At 60.0% G+C, this 17,995-nt stretch carries 13 protein-coding genes; 8 read left to right on the top strand and 5 right to left on the bottom strand.

The annotated features are described in order from the left end of the window. The first annotated feature begins 27 nt into the window (after positions 1–27). Positions 28–1,392, top strand: a complete 1,365-nt coding sequence (locus ACM110_RS02390) for a DUF1329 domain-containing protein (protein WP_416126384.1) — start codon at positions 28–30, stop codon at positions 1,390–1,392. 173 nt (positions 1,393–1,565) lie between these two features. Then, the gene (locus tag ACM110_RS02385; RefSeq protein ID WP_416126383.1) at positions 1,566–4,301 is read left to right on the top strand and encodes a LuxR C-terminal-related transcriptional regulator; all 2,736 of its coding nucleotides are present in this window, start codon (positions 1,566–1,568) and stop codon (positions 4,299–4,301) included. Between the two features lie 109 nt (positions 4,302–4,410). On the opposite strand, the gene ACM110_RS02380 is transcribed toward ACM110_RS02385, so the two are convergent. Beyond that, on the bottom strand, positions 4,411–8,025 hold the full coding sequence (locus tag ACM110_RS02380) for a M10 family metallopeptidase C-terminal domain-containing protein (RefSeq protein ID WP_416126382.1): 3,615 nt from the start codon (positions 8,023–8,025) through the stop codon (positions 4,411–4,413). A gap of 208 nt (positions 8,026–8,233) precedes the next feature. On the opposite strand from ACM110_RS02380, the gene ACM110_RS02375 reads away from it, so the two are divergent. Next, positions 8,234–8,878, top strand: coding sequence for an MBL fold metallo-hydrolase (locus tag ACM110_RS02375; protein WP_416126381.1), 645 nt, complete (start codon positions 8,234–8,236; stop codon positions 8,876–8,878). 103 nt (positions 8,879–8,981) lie between these two features. After that, positions 8,982–9,713: an OmpA family protein gene (locus ACM110_RS02370; protein ID WP_416126380.1), complete on the top strand. Its 732-nt coding sequence runs from the start codon at positions 8,982–8,984 to the stop codon at positions 9,711–9,713. Positions 9,714–9,844: 131 nt separating this feature from the next. On the opposite strand, the gene ehuA is transcribed toward ACM110_RS02370, so the two are convergent. The 4 genes from ehuA to ehuB form a co-directional block, all read right to left on the bottom strand. Next, a complete protein-coding gene (gene ehuA / locus ACM110_RS02365; protein WP_412071275.1) occupies positions 9,845–10,720 on the bottom strand; it encodes an ectoine/hydroxyectoine ABC transporter ATP-binding protein EhuA in 876 nt (291 codons plus the stop codon). Next, positions 10,720–11,376: an ectoine/hydroxyectoine ABC transporter permease subunit EhuD gene (gene ehuD / locus ACM110_RS02360; RefSeq protein ID WP_110658947.1), complete on the bottom strand. Its 657-nt coding sequence runs from the start codon at positions 11,374–11,376 to the stop codon at positions 10,720–10,722. The genes ehuA and ehuD overlap by 1 nt, the downstream gene beginning before the upstream one ends. Continuing rightward, positions 11,373–12,032, bottom strand: a complete 660-nt coding sequence (gene ehuC / locus ACM110_RS02355) for an ectoine/hydroxyectoine ABC transporter permease subunit EhuC (RefSeq protein ID WP_110658949.1) — start codon at positions 12,030–12,032, stop codon at positions 11,373–11,375. Before ehuC ends, ehuD begins: the two co-directional genes overlap by 4 nt. Positions 12,033–12,107: 75 nt before the next feature. Beyond that, positions 12,108–12,965: an ectoine/hydroxyectoine ABC transporter substrate-binding protein EhuB gene (gene ehuB / locus ACM110_RS02350; protein ID WP_416126379.1), complete on the bottom strand. Its 858-nt coding sequence runs from the start codon at positions 12,963–12,965 to the stop codon at positions 12,108–12,110. Positions 12,966–13,256: 291 nt separating this feature from the next. Between ehuB and ACM110_RS02345 the strand changes: the two genes are divergently transcribed. The 4 genes from ACM110_RS02345 to doeA all read left to right on the top strand — a co-directional run bounded on the left by ACM110_RS02345 (position 13,257) and on the right by doeA (position 17,992). Further along, positions 13,257–14,651, top strand: a complete 1,395-nt coding sequence (locus tag ACM110_RS02345; RefSeq protein WP_416126413.1) for a PLP-dependent aminotransferase family protein — start codon at positions 13,257–13,259, stop codon at positions 14,649–14,651. 106 nt (positions 14,652–14,757) lie between these two features. Beyond that, positions 14,758–15,729 carry a hydroxyectoine utilization dehydratase EutB gene (gene eutB / locus ACM110_RS02340; RefSeq protein ID WP_416126378.1) on the top strand — a complete coding sequence of 324 codons (972 nt, stop codon included), beginning with the start codon at positions 14,758–14,760 and terminating at the stop codon, positions 15,727–15,729. A gap of 36 nt (positions 15,730–15,765) precedes the next feature. Next, positions 15,766–16,758, top strand: coding sequence for an ectoine utilization protein EutC (gene eutC / locus ACM110_RS02335; protein WP_416126377.1), 993 nt, complete (start codon positions 15,766–15,768; stop codon positions 16,756–16,758). Positions 16,759–16,801: 43 nt separating this feature from the next. Next, positions 16,802–17,992: an ectoine hydrolase DoeA gene (gene doeA, locus ACM110_RS02330; RefSeq protein ID WP_416126376.1), complete on the top strand. Its 1,191-nt coding sequence runs from the start codon at positions 16,802–16,804 to the stop codon at positions 17,990–17,992. The last annotated feature ends 3 nt before the right edge of the window (positions 17,993–17,995 follow it).

The raw sequence follows: 17,995 nt of genomic DNA, 5'->3' as shown, positions 1-17,995 counted from the left end.
CACTGTATTTTCAGGACGAACGTAATTATGAAAATAACAAAGAGTCTGTTCCACGCCGGTGTTCTGGGGTTTTCGCTGCTGGCGACCAGTGTCATGGCGGCGGTCCCGGCGGCCGAAGCGGATAAGCTGGGCAAGAGCCTGACCCCGATGGGCGCTGAAATGGCGGGCAACGCCGATGGTTCGATCCCGGCCTGGAAACCACTGCCGAAGAACGCCGGCAGTGTCGACAGCAAAGGCTTCCTGTCGGATCCGTACCCAGGTGAAAAACCACTGTTCACCATCACCGCGCAGAACGTCGACCAGTACAAGGAAAAGCTCGCGCCGGGTCAGTACGCAATGTTCAAGCGCTACCCGGAAACCTTCAAGATGCCGGTCTACCCGTCCCATCGCGGTGCCACTGTGCCGGATGACGTGTTCGCCGCCATCAAGAAGAACGCCACCGACACCAAACTGGTGTCCGGCGGCAACGGCCTGGAAAACTTCGAAACCGCCATTCCGTTTCCGATTCCGAAAAGCGGCGTTGAAGTCATCTGGAACCACATCACCCGTTATCGCGGTGGCAGCGTTACGCGTCTGGTAACCCAGGCCACGCCGCAACCTAACGGCTCGTTCAGCCTGGTGTACTTCCAGGACCAGTTCGTGTTCCGTGACAAGATGAAGGACTACGATCCGGCGAACCCGGGCAACATCCTGTTCTACTTCAAGCAGAAAGTGACTGCCCCGGCGCGTCTGGCCGGTGGTGTGCTGCTGGTGCACGAAACCCTCGACCAGGTGAAGGAACCGCGTTCGGCGTGGGTCTACAACGCCGGTCAGCGTCGTGTGCGTCGTGCCCCACAAGTGTCCTATGACGGCCCGGGTACTGCAGCCGACGGCCTGCGTACTTCCGACAACCTGGACATGTTCAACGGTGCACCGGATCGTTACGACTGGAAGCTCGAAGGCAAGAAAGAGATGTACATCGGCTCCGACGCCTACAAGCTCGACGATCCGAAGCTCAAGTACGCCGACATCATCAAGGCCGGTCACATCAACCAGGACCTGGCTCGCTACGAGCTGCGTCGTGTGTGGCATGTGGTTGCAACCCTGAAGGAAGGTCAGCGCCACATCTACGCCAAGCGTGACTTCTACATTGACGAAGACACCTGGCAAGCAGCGGTGATCGATCACTACGACGGTCGCGGTCAACTGTGGCGCGTGGCTGAGGCGCATGCCGAGAACTACTACGACAAGCAAGTGCCGTGGTACGCCCTCGAAGCCCTGTATGACCTGCAATCGGGTCGTTACCTGGCGCTGGGCATGAAGAACGAAGAGAAGTCGGCGTATGACTTCGGCTTCACTGCCACCACCAGCGACTTCACCCCGGCGGCGTTGCGTCAGGATGGTGTTCGCTAACAGCGACTCAGCAGAGCTGCATCCTCTGGAAACGCCCCGACTGGTTCGGGGCGTTTTTTTGTTCGTAGACTTTTTGTAGCCATTTGTAGCAATAACCTTCATTCCCTCTTCGTTTACAGCTAGTCTGCGGACATCTGCAACGCCGCCACCCGCATTTCAAACAAGAGCCGGCCATGACTGATCTGTCCCCACCCCCAGGTCCTGCAAGCGTCGCTGTCGCCGCGCTGGACGGGCGTTTTTTTCGACCGCCATTGCCCGACGGCCATGTGCTGCGGCCGCGTCTCTGCGAGCGTCTGAGTGCGGGGCTCGGTGGTCGGTTGCTGTTGGTCAGCGCACCGGCGGGGTTCGGCAAAAGTTCATTGGCGGTGGAGTTCTGTCAGGCGCTACCGGCCCATTGGCAAAGCTTGTGGCTGGGATTGAGTCCACGGGACAGCGACCCGGGTCGATTCCTCGAGCGGTTGCTCGAAGGCCTTCAAGACTTTTATCCGCAACTGGGCAGGCAGTCCCTCGGCTTGCTGAAAATGCGTCAGCGGCATCAGCCGTTCGCCTTCGAAGAGTGGCTGGATGGCCTGCTCGACGAACTGGCTGTACACCTCTCGACAGCGACGCCGCTGTTGCTCGTGCTCGATGACTATCACCTGGCCCAGGGACCGGTTCTCGATCGCTGCCTGCAATTTTTCCTCAACCACCTTCCCGATGGTTTGCTGGTGATGGTCACCAGTCGCCAGCGTCCTGACTGGCATCTGGCGCGGCTGCGCCTGTCACGGCAACTGCTTGAGTTGCATGAACAGGACTTGCGCCTGACTCACGATGAAGCCTTGAGCCTGCTCGATCGGCACAGCAGTTCCTTGCGCGGTGAAGCGCTGGAGAACCTGATCCAGCGCAGTGAAGGCTGGGTAGCCGGTTTGCGTTTCTGGTTGCTGGCGGCATCCGAAGCGGGTGCCCAAGGTGCATTGCCCCAGGCGCTCCATGGCGGGGAAGGGTTGATTCGTGATTACTTGCTTGAAGAAGTGATCGACTGCCTGCCCGCCGAAGTGCAGGCCTTCCTCTACGACACCGCGCCGCAGGAACGTTTTTGCAGCGAATTGTGCGACGCCGTTCGTGATGCCCATGACAGTGCCGAGATCCTGCGGTTTCTGGCCTCCCACCAGGTGTTCCTGGTGCCGCTGGACGAACATGGCCACTGGTATCGCTACCATCATCTTTTTTCCGATTTGCTGCGCACGCGACCTGGCGCGCAGTCGATGGTCCCGGCCGCCAGTCTGCACCTGCGTGCCTGCCGTTGGTTCAATGCCCAGGGGCTGCTCGACGAAGCGGTGGAGCAGGCGTTGCGTGCCGGGCATCTGGACGTCGCGGCGAACCTGGTGCAGAACCTTTCCGAAGAACAACTGCTGGCCGAACAGAATGTCGGCATGTTGCTGCGCTGGAAAATGGACTTGCCCGACAGCCTGCTGATCAGTACTCCCCGGCTGATCGTGCTCTATAGCTGGGCGCTGGGCCTGGCCAGTCAACTGGACGCCGCCGAGGAGCTGGCCAGTCATTTGAGCCGCTTCCTGCCGGCCCCTTCAGCCACTGCGCAAAAATCGATGCTGGCGCAATGGCTGGCCTTGAGCGGGATCATCGCTCGCGGTCGCGGCAATCGTGAACTCACGCTGCGCTATTGCACCGAAGCGCTGGAGAGCCTTCCAGGCAAACGTTACGGCCAGCGATTGATGTGCCTCTCGACGCTGTCCAACCTGGCCATTGCCGATGGCGATTTATGGCGGGCGCGCGGGTTGAATCGTGACTCCCTGGAGCTGGCGCAACGGGTCGGCAATCCGTTGTTCGAAGCGCTGGCACATTACGACCGTGCCCGAGTGTTGCAAGCCCGGGGCGAAATCCTGCGTTCGCTGGATGAGGTCCGCCAGGGCCTGCAACGCCTGCAAGGGCTGTCACCGCAGCGACTCTATGCCGTACGCGCGCGGCTGACATTGTACGAAGGTTTCTTGCTGGCGCTGCGTTTGCAGCCGCAAGCGGCACGGCTGCGTTTGCAGGCCGGCTTGAGTGAAGCGCGCGCCTGTCGTGACATCAGCGTGTTGATCGGGCATTGCGTGATTGCCCGGCTTGAAGGCAGCAGCGGTGAATTCGCCAAGGCCTTCGCCGAACTTGCCGAAGCGGAGCGGCTGATGCACATCTGGGACGTACCGCCGATCTACTACCTGGCGATGATCACGTTGGTCAAATGCGAACTCTGGCTGGCCCAGGGGCGTATCGATCTGGCGGAGGCATGGCTGGCACGACTGGGGCAAACCTATAACGGCGAGAATGCTGCGGCACCTCCGGAATTTCACCCGCAACTGCCGCTGCACATCGAACTGCAACAAGCGTTGCTGGAGGTCATCAAAGGGCAACCCATGCTGGCTGAAGGGCGTTTGAATGCACTGCTCGAACACGGTCAGCAAAGCGGTCGGCAAATGCTCAGTGCGATGGCGCTGACGCAAAAGGTTTCGCTGTTGCTCGGCACAGGGCGCGAGCCTGAGGCGCGCAAGGCGCTGAGTCAGGCAATGGATGCCGCTGGCGGCGGTGTGCTGCAGCCGTTTGATAGCTTGCTGACAGAGCATCCGGACTGGCTGCGCGGACAGCTTCAACTCAACGCGCCGACGCCTGTTTCCCAGGACCTTTCAGCAAGACTGCCAACCGTGACCGCCCGTGCGACGCTGGAATGCGCTCCAGCGGAGCAACTCAGCACCCGTGAATTGGCGGTACTACGCCTGATTGCCCAAGGCTGCTCGAACCAGGAAATCAGCGATCAACTGTTTATCTCCCTGCACACGGTCAAGACCCATGCCAGCCATATCAACAGCAAGCTTGGCGTTGAACGGCGTACGCAGGCGGTGGCGCGGGCGAAAGCGTTGGGGGTGTTGGGGTAGTTGAGGATCACGTGCATCCACCAATGAAAACGCCCCGGCTAAGTCGGGGCGTTTTCATTGGTCACCCGGTCTGAATGCCAGACCGGTTCTTGCGCTGAAGACGAAACCGTCAGGCCACCAGATCGTTGGCACTGAAGGAGTTCACACCCACCAACTGGATCTCGAAGTCTGCACCTGCGTTGCCGCTGACATTGCCCGAGAGAATATGGTCGACAAAACGCAACTGGCCCGCGCCGGTGAAGTCGCCGGTGCCGATGAAGGTGAATCCATCAAGACCGGCGCTCACCAGATTCGCATCGAACTTCGACAGATCGATTTTATCGCCCTGCAGACTGTTGAAGTCCGTAATGACATCGCGGCGGGCATTCGTACCCATGTCGCTCAGCGCGCTGAAGACAAAGGTGTCGGCTCCAGCACCGCCGGTGAGGAAGTCCGCGCCAGCGCCACCGTCCAGGGTATTGTTGCCACTGTTGCCGATCAGCACGTTGTTCAACGTGTTGCCGGTGCCATTGAGATTACTGGTGCCAGCCAGAGTCAGGTTTTCAACATTGTTGCCCAGCGCATAGTCGACGAACGCATACACCGAATCGATTTCCGACGGCGAGGTGCCATTTTCGATGACCACGTCGCCAACGTTATCGACAAAGTAAGTGTCGCCGCCCGCGCCACCGTCCATGATATCGGCACCGGCACCACCATTGATGAAGTTGCCATCGGCGTTGCCGACCAGGGTGTTGTTCAGGCTGTTGCCGAGCAAGGCGAAGTTGCCGGCACCCAGCAGCGTGACGTTCTCGACGTTCACCAGGTTGCTGGTGTTCAGGTCGACGGTATTGCCCTGTGCGGCGGTGTAGGTGATGAACAGCTTGTCGGTGCCTTCGCTGGCGTTCTCCTGGATCAAGGCCAGTTCGCCAGCCTGGTCCAGGGCATAGGCGTCGCTGCCCTTGCCGCCGATCATGGTGTCCAGCCCGGCGCCGCCGTTGATCGTGTTGTCACCATCGTTGCCGGTCAGCACATTGTTCTGTGCATTGCCAATCGCCGTAGTGTTGGCCGAACCGGTGAGGGTGAGATTTTCCACGTTGCTGCTCAGGGTGTAGCTGACCGAGGCTAGAACCGTGTCGATTTCGTTGAGCAGGGTGCTGGTTTCGACGATCACGTCACCGACATTGTCGACGATGTAAGTGTCGTTGCCGGTGCCGCCGACCATATAGTCGGTGCCGGCGCCGCCGTCGAGGATGTTGTTGCCGCTGTTGCCGCTCAACATGTTGTTCAGGGCGTTGCCCGTGGCATTCAGGTTGGTAGTCCCGGCAAGCATCAGGTTTTCGAGATTATTGCCCAGCGTGTAATCGATGAAGGCGTACACCGTCTCGATTTCCGAGAGCGAGGCTCCGTTCTCGATGAGCACATCGCCGGCGTTATCGACAAAATAAGTGTCGTTACCCGCGCCGCCATCCATGATATCGGCACCGGCGCCGCCATTGATGAAGTTGGCATCGGCATTGCCGACCAGAGTGTTGTTCAGGCTGTTGCCGAGCAGCGCAAAGTTGCCGCTGCCCAGCACGGTGACATTTTCAACGTTGAGCAGGTTGCTGATGTTCAGATCAACCGTGCTGCTCTGCGGCGGAGCCGAATAAGTGATGAACAGTTTGTCGGTGCCTTCATTGGCATTTTCCTGGAGCAAAGCCAACTCGCCGGCCTGGTCCAGTGCGTAGGTATCGTTGCCTTTACCGCCGATCATGGTGTCCAGCCCGGCACCACCGTTGATCGTGTTGTCACCATCGTTACCGATCAGCACGTTGTTCAGCGCGTTACCCATGGCAATAAGTGCGCTCCCGGCCAGAGTCAGGTTTTCAACATTGTTGCCCAGCGCATAGTCGACGAACGCATACACCGAATCGATTTCCGACGGCGAGGTGCCATTTTCGATGACCACGTCGCCAACGTTATCGACAAAGTAAGTGTCGCCGCCCGCGCCACCGTCCATGATATCGGCACCGGCACCACCATTGATGAAGTTGCCATCGGCGTTGCCGACCAGGGTGTTGTTCAGGCTGTTGCCGAGCAAGGCGAAGTTGCCGGCACCCAGCAGCGTGACGTTCTCGACGTTCACCAGGTTGCTGGTGTTCAGGTCGACGGTATTGCCCTGTGCGGCGGTGTAGGTGATGAACAGCTTGTCGGTGCCTTCGCTGGCGTTCTCCTGGATCAAGGCCAGTTCGCCAGCCTGGTCCAGGGCATAGGCGTCGCTGCCCTTGCCGCCGATCATGGTGTCCAGCCCGGCGCCGCCGTTGATCGTGTTGTCACCATCGTTGCCGGTCAGCACATTGTTCTGTGCATTGCCAATCGCCGTAGTGTTGGCCGAACCGGTGAGGGTGAGATTTTCCACGTTGCTGCTCAGGGTGTAGCTGACCGAGGCTAGAACCGTGTCGATTTCGTTGAGCAGGGTGCTGGTTTCGACGATCACGTCACCGACATTGTCGACGATGTAAGTGTCGTTGCCGGTGCCGCCGACCATATAGTCGGTGCCGGCGCCGCCGTCGAGGATGTTGTTGCCGCTGTTGCCGCTCAACATGTTGTTCAGGGCGTTGCCCGTGGCATTGAGGTTCGCTGCACCGGACAGAATCAGGTTTTCGACATTGTTACCCAGGGTGTAATTGATCGCGGCGTACACCGTATCGATTTCCGAGAGCGAGGTGCCATTCTCAATGACCACGTCACCGACATTGTCGACGATGTAGGTGTCGTTGCCCGCACCGCCGTTCATGGTGTCGGCCCCGGCACCGCCGTTGAGAAAGTTGCCCAAGGTGTTACCGATCAGCGAGTCGTCAAAAGCCGAGCCGATGGCATTTTCTATTTTCGCTCCAAAGGCAATCGCCAGACCTTCGTTGAAGGCATTGCCATTCTGGTCGGTGAACGCCTTGCCGATCTGGCTGAACTCGCCTTCATTAAGGTTGATGCGCACGGCCGCCAACTGATTGCCGCCATCAATGGTGTCGTTACCACCTGCATCCCAGATGGTTTCAAAAACAGACTGGGTCGGTGCCCAGGAATACGTGTTGTTGCCCGTCATCCACAGATTGTTGGCACCGTAGAGGCTCTGGATGGCCAGGATATCGAGCAACATAGGTGTCGTGGGCAAGTAGGAGTACGAGTTGTTGTAACTCATGACCGTCAATGCGACGTCATCCAGGGCCGGATCGAGCGTAATGGAGTTCAGGCCTCCCGGCGAAAAGGGGTGCTTGAGGCCAATCGCATGACCTACTTCATGGATAAACGTCATGAAGTCGTAACTGCCTTTGTCGGGCGTCGGATCATTGGTATTCGGTCCGATCCAGACGTCGCCGCCGCTTTGGTCGTCGGACGGGAAATACCCCCATGCCGCCGAGTCGTTGTCCAGTTGCGCATAGCCCCCAAACCGCATATCACCCACGGTGAAGGCGTTATCGCTGGTGAGCTGGAAGGTGATGTTGGCCACCGCGCTCCAAGAAGCGAGCGCGCCGGTTACCGCCGTCTGCTGCGCCGGGGTCAGCGCGTACATGTCCTTGTACTCGTTGTCGGCACTGTAGTTAGTCGGAAAGTAAGAAATACCTGGCGCGGTGAAACTGTAAGTCAGATTGGTCGCAGCCCCTGGGACCCACCACTTGGAACTTTCCCACTGGAAACCGGAAATTAAGCTGTCGACCGCTTTAATGCCGGTCAGTGAAGAAGTCATGCTATAGGTACGAGGCATTTGAAAATTCCTGGGGTAGGCTGCGACCCTTCCTGAATGCGGCCGCTACAGATTGCAATTTTGCATGAGAAACAGTGCGCTTGGCATCATATGGCCACTATTTTTTTGTATCAGTCCGACATATGGCTTGCGCGGGTTTTGTATCGGCGGACGAGGTAGAATCCTGAATGCGCCAAACGCACCTCAACATTTTCCGCTCAGGCCTTTTATGAATTCCGTAACGCCCACATTGATCCGCGAAACCTTCCCCGTCGGGCCTTTGCAGTGCAATTGCACGATCATTGGCGATCCGGTCACGAAAAAGGCCATCGTCGTCGATCCGGGTGGCAATCATGAGTTGATCCTCGCCCGCCTCGACGCCTTGGGTTTGAAGGTGGTCAGCATCATTCATACCCACGCGCACCTTGATCACTTCCTGGCCTCCGGCCAGTTGAAGGAGAAAACCGGCGCTACGCTCCATCTGCACAAGGAGGATCAATTCCTCTGGGACAATCTGGAAATGCAATGCCAGATGTTCGGGGTTCCCTACACGCCGGTGCCGTCGCCGGATCGCTGGCTGGACGATGATGAAGAACTGGCCTGCGGCTGCGGTGTGGCGCTGCACACGCCGGGCCATACGCCGGGGTCGATGAGTTTCTGGTTTGCCGACGCCAGGCTGCTGATCGCCGGAGATACGCTGTTCAAGCGCGGGGTAGGGCGCACGGATTTGTGGGGTGGTGATCAGGCGACGATCGTGCGTTCGATCAAGCAACGCCTGTATACCCTCGATGAAGAGGCGATCGTCGTGGCCGGGCATGGTCCCGACACCCGACTGGGCGATGAAATGCGCGAAAACCCGTTTGTTCGGGCTTGAATTGTAACGGGCGGAATTTTTATCCCGGGAAGCAATCCAACGCCCGCAAAGGTTCGATGCTTACGTCCGTTGCACCACAGAATGCAAAAAGTAGGAGCTCTTCATGTTCACCACGCGTCGTTTGATGATTGTCGCTACCGCAGTGGCCGTATTGTCCGGCTGTGCCTCGCCTAACCCTTATGACAATCAGGGTCAGGCTGACAGCGGTTCCCAAGGCATGAGCAAGACCGCGAAATATGGTGGCCTCGGGGCACTGGCCGGTGCGTTGGCCGGCGCCGCCATCGACCACAACAACCGTGGCAAGGGCGCACTGATCGGCGCCGCCGTAGTGGGTGCTTCCGCTGCCGGTTACGGCTACTACGCCGACCAGCAAGAGAAAAAACTGCGGGCCAGCATGGCCAACACCGGTGTCGAAGTGCAGCGCCAGGGCGATCAGATCAAGCTGATCATGCCGGGCAACATCACATTCGCCACCGATTCGGCGAACATCGCATCGAGCTTTTACCAGCCGCTGAATAACCTGGCCGGTTCGCTGAAAGAGTTCAACCAGAACCAGATCGAGATCGTCGGCTACACCGACAGCACCGGCAGCCGTCAGCACAACATGGACCTGTCCCAGCGCCGCGCTCAAAGCGTTGCGACTTACCTGACCTCGCAAGGCGTCAGCGGCACCAACCTCAGCGCCCGTGGCGCCGGCCCGGACAACCCGGTGGCCAGCAACGGCGACGTCAATGGCCGTGCGCAGAACCGCCGTGTAGAGGTCAACCTCAAGGCGATTCCTGGCCAGCAGTATGGCGGCCAGCAACAGCCGGGCACTGTTCAGCAGTACCCATAACACCAGCGACAAAAAACCTGTGGGAGCGAGCTTGCTCGCGATGGCGGCCGGTCAGTCAACATCAATGTTGAATGTGACTGCCCCATCGCGAGCAGGCTCGCTCCCACATTTGTTTCAGGAGGTTACTCCGGTTAATTGGCTTCCTTCACCGCACTGAGAAACGCACACGTCCGCTCCTGCTGCGGATGTTCGAAGATCTGCGCCGGGGTGCCCTGTTCGTGGATCTGGCCCTTGTAGAAGAAGCACACGCGATCAGCGAACTCCCGGGCGAAGCCCATCTGGTGGGTGACCATCAGCATGGTCAGGTTATGTTCGGCGCCGAGCTTGCGGATCACGTTGAGCACTTCACCGCACAGTTCCGGGTCCAGCGCCGAAGTCACTTCGTCAAACAGCATGACTTTCGGCCGCATGGCCAAGGCGCGAGCGATCGCCACCCGTTGCTGCTGGCCACCGGACAGCTGCGAAGGGTAATGCCCCAGCTTGCTGCCCAGTCCTACCAGCTCCAGCAGATCCGCCGCACGCTCCCGTGCTTCGGCGGGTTTCATCCCCAACACCTGCACCGGCGCCTCGATGACGTTCTGCAACGCCGTCATGTGCGGGAACAGGTTGAAGCTCTGGAACACCATGCCGATCTTGCCGCGCACACGGCGGATGTGCCGGTCATTGGCCGGCACCAGCACGCCGTTGCGATTGGGCATGTGCGTCAGCAAATCGTCTTCGATGCGGATCAGTCCGTCATCGATGCCTTCGAGGGTCATCAATACCCGCAACAGCGTGGATTTCCCAGAGCCGCTGGGGCCGATGATCGCGACTTTCTCGCCCGGCGTAACGTCCAGGTTCAAGTGATCGAGCACTGTGAAATTGCCATAGCTTTTGGTGACGTCCTGGAAGCTGACAATCGGCTTGACCGCTTTCGGTTGATGCATGGCCGTGGCCTCTTGCGGATGCAGCGGCGTCAGGTTGCCGCGCCGGGAAAGGTCGTTGGAAGTCGAGAGTGGAGAAGTCATTAGCGTAGCTCCAGGCGCAATTCGAGGCGCCGTACCAGATAAGCCAGGGCGATGCTCAGGGCGAGGAAAAACAGACCGACCATGGTGATCGGCTCCAAGTAGCGGAAGTTCTCGGAACCGATGTTCTTGGCCTGCTGCATGATTTCAACCACGGTAATGGCCGACAGCACCGGCGTGTCCTTGAGCATCGCCACCAGGTAGTTGCCCAGCGGCGGCAGGATCGGCCGCAAAGCCTGGGGCAGAATGATGTTGCGGTAGGCGCTGTACGGCGCGATGTTCAGCGCGGTCACCGCTTCCCATTGCGCACGAGGCACGGCATCGAGCCCGCCGCGATAGACCTCGGCGATGTAGCAGGCGTAATGCACGCCGATGCCGATGATCCCCACTTGCATGGCCGTCATGCTGACCCCGTAGTTGGGCAGCACGTAGTAGAGGAAATACACCTGGATCAGCAGCGGCGTGCTGCGGATGAATTCGATCATCCCGGCGATCGGCCACGACAACCAGTACAGGCGGCTGCGTCGGCCGATGGCGAGGAACAGCCCCAGCACAATGGCGATCAGGAAGCCGATCAGGGTAATGCCCACGGTGTTGAGCGAAGCGCGCAGCAAATCGGGGAGGATCTGCCAGGCGTATGTCCAGTCGAACAGGGTCATGACAGACCTCCACGCATCCGGCCGCGCGCCAGCCGACGCTCAATGCTGCGCATGCCGAGGTTGATCGCTTGCGCGAGGATGAAATACATCACCAGCGCCAGGCTGAAGATTTCCAACGTCTGGAACGTGGCCTGATCCAGTTGCCGAGCGCGAAAGCTCAGATCGGACAAGGTGATCAGCGACACCAGTGAGGTGTTTTTCAGCAATTCGATCAGCAGGTTGGTGCCCGGTGGGATGGCCGCGAGCAAGGCCTGAGGCAGAATGATCCGGCGAAAACGTTTGTAGCCGCTGAAGTTCAGCGCGGTCGCCGCTTCATACTGACCCTTGGCCACGGAGCTGATCGCACCGCGCATCACCTCGGCGCCATAAGCACCGATGTGCAAGCCGAGGCCGACGATGGCCACGCTGTAGGGGCTCAGTTCCAGATTGAACGGTGGCAGCGGCAATACGAAAAACAGCCAGAACAGCTGCACCAGCAACGACGTGCCGCGAAACACTTCAATGTAGGCGACCGAGAACCAGCTCAGCGGACGCCACGGCGACATGCGCCCCAGCGCTGCCAGGATGGCCGCGACAATCGCCAGGATCGAGCCGAAGAAGGTCACCTGGAGCGTGACCCAGGCGCCTTGTATCAATAGCGGAAGTAATTCACCCATTGTTCACACCTGCGTGGTTCAACATCCGGAGTCAGCAGGGCCAGGCATCGCGCCAATGCGCCATGCCTGTCTCGACTATTGAGCGCAGAGCTCGGCAGCCGTTTTGCTGGTCACGTTGGATTTATCGAAGCCGAACGGTGCGACCGTCTTGAGGTGGTCTTCAGAGCCCAACCACTTTTTCAGTTCGGCGTTGACCGCGTCACGCAGGTCCTTGTCTTCCGGGCGGAAGGCGAGGGCGCCGTAACCGGTATGCGACGGGTCATCCTTGAATTCGGTGACCGCTTCGACCTTTTCACCGCCCTTGGCGGCCAGGCCTTTCATGGTCAGTTGGGTGCCCACGGCGGCATCGGCGCGACCGGCGCGCACGGCTTGCAACTGGGCGGTGGTGTCCGGCACCTGGAGGATTTGCGCATCCTTCACCCCGGAATCCCGTGCGTATTTCAGGTTGACCGTACCGGCCATGATCGCCAGTTTCACATCCGGGTTCTTGGCGATGTCTTCATAGCTGTGCAGATTCTTCGGGTTGCCTTTGGCGGTCAGCAGAGCGTCGGGCAACTGGTATTGCGGATCGGTGAAGATGACCTGTTTGCAGCGTTCCGGTGTGATGTACATGCCGGCGGCGATCACGTCGAAGCGCCCGGCGCGCAGGCCCGGAATCAGCGAGCCCCACTCGGTCAACACGCCATCGACTTGCTTGATGCCCATTTTGGCGAAGATGACTTTGGCGATTTCCGGCGATTCACCGGTGACCCGGCCATCGGTCTCGGTAAAGGCGAACGGGGTTTCGTTGGCGTAGCCGATACGGATGCTGCTGTTTTTGGTGATGTTTTCCAGCGTCGTGGCGGCATTGGCGCTGGCGGCCAGGCCGAACATCGCGCAAGCCACGAACAGGTGACGCAACACATGGGAACTGCGGGGAAGGGAATTGCTCATCGATAAAATCTCCTGTTTCTTGTGGACCCGTCGTTGACGGCTCTGTGGTAGGAGGCAGTGTGACAAGAGCAAAGCGTACGAGAGCCGTTTTCCTGTTGAGCCGAAGCTTGGGGGCACAGTTCCGGTACAGATCGATTGGTTGTTATTGGCGGCAGGTTCAGCAGCCTGTGCATCGACCTTGGACCGAGCATACAAAAGCCCTGTGCCACATTGCATTGCACTAGGACAATTGCTTTGCATGGTTTCTCGCGGGATGCTGTCGGCACTGGCAAATACGTGGGTTCGGCGCCGATGGACAAGTGGAAGGCAGCATTGGAAATCGCCCGCAGCGGCGAGTCGAAGTACAAGATCCTGGTGCAGGCGATTGCCGACGACATTGAGCAGGGCGTGCTGGTCAACGATCAGCGCCTGCCGCCGCAACGACAGGTGGCCGATGCGGTGGGCATCAGCGTGCAAACAGTCACCAATGCCTATAAGGAACTGGAGCGTCAGGGCCTGGTACGTTGCGAAGTAGGGCGCGGCAGTTTCGTGTCGCGGCGCATGAGCGATCGTGTCGCCACCTATATTCTCGACAGTCCCGAACGCGCATTGGTGGACTTTTCCATCACGCGGATCATGCACACCCGCGAGCACGACCAGTTCTGGCGCGAGACCTGCCGCGAACTCAGCACCGAAGAAGATCAGCCATGGATTCACGCGTTTCGCCCCATCGCCGGTTTCGAATCGCACCGTGAGGCAGCGATGCACTGGATCGGGCGTCAGGGCTTGCGGGTCGAACGCGACGACATCCTGATCACCAACGGCGCGGCCCACGGGATTTTCCTGGCCCTGGCCTCGCTGGCCGGGCCTGATGATGTGGTGCTCTGCGAAGGCATCACCGACCATGGCGTGATCGGCAATTCCCAGGTGTTGGGCTTTACCCTCAAAGGCCTGGAAATGGATCGCTACGGCATTGATCCGGAGCATTTCGAGGACATGTGCAGCAATGAACGCATCACCGCGCTGGTCTGCACACCGAACCTGAACAACCCGACCACCAGCCTGATGCCGGACAACCGTCGACGCGAAATCGCCGAGATTGCCCGGCGCTTCGGCGTGCATATCATCGAAGACGATGTCTACGGACCGCTGCTCGATGAGCGTCGCGCGCCGCCGATCAGCCATTACTTGCCGGAACTGTCGTTCTATTGCACCAGCATGACCAAGTCGGTGCTCACCGGTTTGCGCATCGGTTATCTGGTAGTGCCCAAGCGGCTGGCGTTGCGCACCGAAAGCATTTTGCGGGTCAACAGCTGGATGGCCACGCCGATGGTTTCGGAAATCGCCGCGCGCTGGATTCGCGACGGGCGCGCCGACACGTTGGTGGGTTTGCAGCGCAAATTATTGGGCGGGCGTCAGGCGATGGTCACTGAATACCTCGGCGAATACCTGCTCGGCCAGCACCCGCATGCGCTGAATGCCTGGATCGGAATTCCGCCGCACTGGGAGCTCGACAGCCTGGTACGCGCATTGCGCCACAAGCATATTGCGGTCACATCGCCCGACCCGTTCACCGTGCGCGGCACGCCCCGGCCACGGGCGGTGCGGGTGTGCGTCGGCGCCGAATGCAGCGACGACGAGATGCGCGATGCGCTGATGGGCATGCGCGAAATCTTCGGCCAGTACCCGCAAATCCACGACTTTTGAGTGGAAAAAAGACGCCGAAAATTTTCTCGACTAAATTGCCCTAGTACATTCAGCGCGACAATCCAGCCCTCTTAGACTGCGCCCAATACCTCTTCGGGATGCGGTCATGTCAGCGCTACAGCTCAACGATATTTACCTCGCCCGCCAGCGCATCGCCGCGCTGGTCCGCTGTACGCCGATGGAGCATTCACCCAGTCTGTCGCGGCATGTGGGCGTGCCGGTTTACCTCAAGCTCGAATCCCGACAAATTACCGGCAGCTTCAAGTTGCGTGGTGCGAGCAATGCCGTGGCGCAGCTCAGTGCCGAGCAAAAGGCGCGTGGCGTCGTTGCTGCGTCGACCGGAAATCATGGGCGGGCGCTCGCTTACGCCGCATCGCAACAAGGTGTGAAGGCGACGATTTGCCTGTCGCATCTGGTGCCGGGAAACAAAGTCCAGGCCATCCGGGATCTCGGCGCCGAGGTCCGAATTGTCGGCCAGTCCCAGGATGACGCCCAGCGCGAGGCCGAGCGGATTGCCCGTGAGCAGGGCGCGACGCTGCTGCCGCCGTTCGACCATCCGGCAATCATCGCCGGGCAGGGCACGCTGGGGCTGGAGATCCTTGAACAGCAACCGGACGTCTCTCAGGTACTGATTCCGTTGTCCGGCGGCGGTCTGTTCGCCGGCGTGGCGCTGGCGCTGAAAAGTGCCAACCCGCAGATCGTCACCCACGGCATCAGCATGCAGCGCGGCGCGGCCATGCACGCCAGTCTTGCGGCCGGGAGTCCCGTGGAAGTCGAAGAGCTGCCGACCCTCGCCGACTCGCTCGGCGGTGGCATCGGCCTCGACAACCGTTTCACCTTTGCCATGACCCGCGACACCTGCGATCACCTGCACCTGCTCAGCGAAGCCTCCATCGCCAATGCCATCCGCCACGCCTACCGCGAAGAACGCCTGGTGCTGGAAGGCGCGGCGACGGTGGGAATTGCCGCGTTGCTCGAAGGCTTGATCGAGCCGCGCGGGCCGGTCGTGGTGGTGGTGAGCGGACGCAACGTCGATATCGATCAGCACCTGCGTGTGCTGAACGGCGCCGATGCCTGAATTCCAACAATAACGATTCAATGGAGTGCCGCGTTGATGAGTGAAATCACCTTGCTGAGCGAAGCCGATCTGCGTGCCTGCGTGGCGCTGGATCTGCCGAGCATCGAAGCTGTCGAGCAGGCCTTCGTGCTGCTGGCGACCGCTGCCGTGGCCATGCCGCCAATCCTGCGCCTGGACATCCCTGAACATAACGGCGAAGTCGACGTGAAGACCGCCTATTTGCCGGGCCTGGAACGCTTTGCGATCAAGGTCAGCCCGGGTTTCTTCGACAACCCGAAACTCGGTTTGCCGAGTCTTAACGGCATGATGATGTTGCTGTCCGCTCGCACCGGTCTGCTGGATGCCTTGCTGCTGGATAACGGTTACCTGACGGCCGTGCGTACAGCGGCGGCCGGTGCCGTGGCGGCGCGAGCGTTGTCGCGCGAAGACAGCCGCAGCGTGGCGCTGATCGGTGCCGGTGAGCAGGCAGCGTTACAGCTGCAAGCCCTGCGCCTGGTGCGGCCGATCGACAGCGTGCGGGTCTGGGCGCGGGATTCTGCCAAGGCCCAGGCCTTCAGCGTCGAGCTGGCTCGCGACACAGGCCTGGCGGTCAAACCGTGCGCAAGTATCGACGAGGCCATGGCCGACGTCGACATCGCGATCACCTGCACGCCGAGTCGCGAGCCGTTGATCGATGTGCGTCATTTGCACCCCGGTCTGCACATCACTGCCATGGGCTCCGACGCCGAGCACAAGAACGAAATTTCCCCCCGTGCGCTGGCAAAGGTCGACCGCTACGTGGCGGATCGCTTGAGCCAGACGCGCATTCTCGGCGAGCTGCATCACGCCCTCGCTGCAGGCGTTGTCAGCGACGAATCGGGCTTCGCAGAACTGGGGCAGGTGCTGGCCGGCCAACGGCCCGGTCGCACGGATTCAACGCAAATCACCTTGTGCGACCTCACCGGCACCGGTGCCCAGGACACGGCCATGGCCAACCTGGCTTTCGAGCGTGCGCGTTCGGCGGGCAAAGGTTTTCAGTTCGGCAGTTAAACCGCTTTTTTCATCCGTGCGTCATTTATCAGAGGGCATGTGCATGTCTCAGATAGTCGTCAATCTTCCGTTCCAACGGGAGGAATACGCCCAGCGTCTGGCCAAGGTGCGAGTGGCCATGCAGGCGCAGGGCATCGAGCTGTTGCTGGTCACCGATCCGTCGAACATGGCTTGGCTGACCGGCTATGACGGTTGGTCGTTCTACGTTCATCAATGCGTGCTGCTGGCCCTCGATGGCGAACCGGTGTGGTTCGGTCGCGGGCAAGACGCCAACGGCGCCAAGCGCACGGTGTTCATGCAGCAAGAGAACATCGTCGGTTACCCGGACATTTATGTGCAGTCGCGGGAACGTCATCCCATGGACTACCTGTCGCGGGAAGTGATCAGCGCCCGTGGCTGGGATGCGCTGACCATCGGCGTGGAGATGGACAACTATTACTTCAGCGCCGCCGCGTTCCTGTCGCTGCAGAAAAACCTGCCGAAGGCCAGACTGATCGACGCGGTCGGGCTGGTGAACTGGCAGCGTGCGGTCAAGTCGCCGCAGGAAATCGCCTACATGCGCATCGCCGCGCGCATCGTTGAAAAGATGCACGGTCGGATCCTCGAACGGATCGAACCGGGCATGCGCAAAAACGAACTGGTGGCCGAGATCTACAGCAGCGGCATTCTTGGTGCTGATGGTCATGGCGGCGATTATCCGGCCATCGTGCCGCTGTTGCCGACGGGGGCGGATGCCAGTGCGCCGCACCTGACCTGGGACGATTCGCCGTTCGAAAAGGGCGCCGGCACCTTCTTTGAAATCGCCGGTTGCTACAAGCGCTATCACTGTCCGTTGTCGCGCACGATCTACCTCGGTAAACCGCCGCAGCATTTCCTTGATGGCGAGAAAGCCGTGGTCGAAGGCATCGCTGCCGGTCTTGAAGCGGCAAAACCGGGCAACACCACCGGCGACATTGCCGTAGCGTTTTTCAAGGTGCTGGAGAAATTCGGCATCCACAAGGACAGCCGTTGCGGCTACCCGATCGGTATCAGTTACCCGCCGGATTGGGGCGAGCGCACCATGAGCCTGCGTCCCGGCGACACCAGCGTGTTGCAACCGGGCATGACGTTCCACTTCATGCCGGGCCTGTGGATGGATGACTGGGGACTGGAAATCACCGAGAGCATTCTGATCACCGAAACCGGCGTCGAGACGTTGTGCAATGTGCCTCGCCAATTGTTCGTGAAGGATTGAGCC

Origin of the sequence: Pseudomonas sp. NFX98, assembly GCF_047784845.1 — a bacterium.
In the GTDB taxonomy this organism is placed as follows: domain Bacteria; phylum Pseudomonadota; class Gammaproteobacteria; order Pseudomonadales; family Pseudomonadaceae; genus Aquipseudomonas.
The sequence above is the reverse complement of the archived record's forward strand: the minus strand, read 5'-3'. Positions and strand labels throughout refer to the sequence as shown.

Bases quoted from the DNA above. Each gene is read 5' to 3' on its own strand.
- ACM110_RS02390 (WP_416126384.1), top strand. From the start codon at position 28: ATGAAAATAACAAAGAGTCTGTTCCACGCCGGTGTTCTGGGGTTTTCG.
- ACM110_RS02385 (WP_416126383.1), top strand. From the start codon at position 1,566: ATGACTGATCTGTCCCCACCCCCAGGTCCTGCAAGCGTCGCTGTCGCC.
- ACM110_RS02380 (WP_416126382.1), bottom strand. From the start codon at position 8,025: ATGCCTCGTACCTATAGCATGACTTCTTCACTGACCGGCATTAAAGCG.
- ACM110_RS02375 (WP_416126381.1), top strand. From the start codon at position 8,234: ATGAATTCCGTAACGCCCACATTGATCCGCGAAACCTTCCCCGTCGGG.
- ACM110_RS02370 (WP_416126380.1), top strand. From the start codon at position 8,982: ATGTTCACCACGCGTCGTTTGATGATTGTCGCTACCGCAGTGGCCGTA.
- ehuA (WP_412071275.1), bottom strand. From the start codon at position 10,720: ATGACTTCTCCACTCTCGACTTCCAACGACCTTTCCCGGCGCGGCAAC.
- ehuD (WP_110658947.1), bottom strand. From the start codon at position 11,376: ATGACCCTGTTCGACTGGACATACGCCTGGCAGATCCTCCCCGATTTG.
- ehuC (WP_110658949.1), bottom strand. From the start codon at position 12,032: ATGGGTGAATTACTTCCGCTATTGATACAAGGCGCCTGGGTCACGCTC.
- ehuB (WP_416126379.1), bottom strand. From the start codon at position 12,965: ATGAGCAATTCCCTTCCCCGCAGTTCCCATGTGTTGCGTCACCTGTTC.
- ACM110_RS02345 (WP_416126413.1), top strand. From the start codon at position 13,257: ATGGACAAGTGGAAGGCAGCATTGGAAATCGCCCGCAGCGGCGAGTCG.
- eutB (WP_416126378.1), top strand. From the start codon at position 14,758: ATGTCAGCGCTACAGCTCAACGATATTTACCTCGCCCGCCAGCGCATC.
- eutC (WP_416126377.1), top strand. From the start codon at position 15,766: ATGAGTGAAATCACCTTGCTGAGCGAAGCCGATCTGCGTGCCTGCGTG.
- doeA (WP_416126376.1), top strand. From the start codon at position 16,802: ATGTCTCAGATAGTCGTCAATCTTCCGTTCCAACGGGAGGAATACGCC.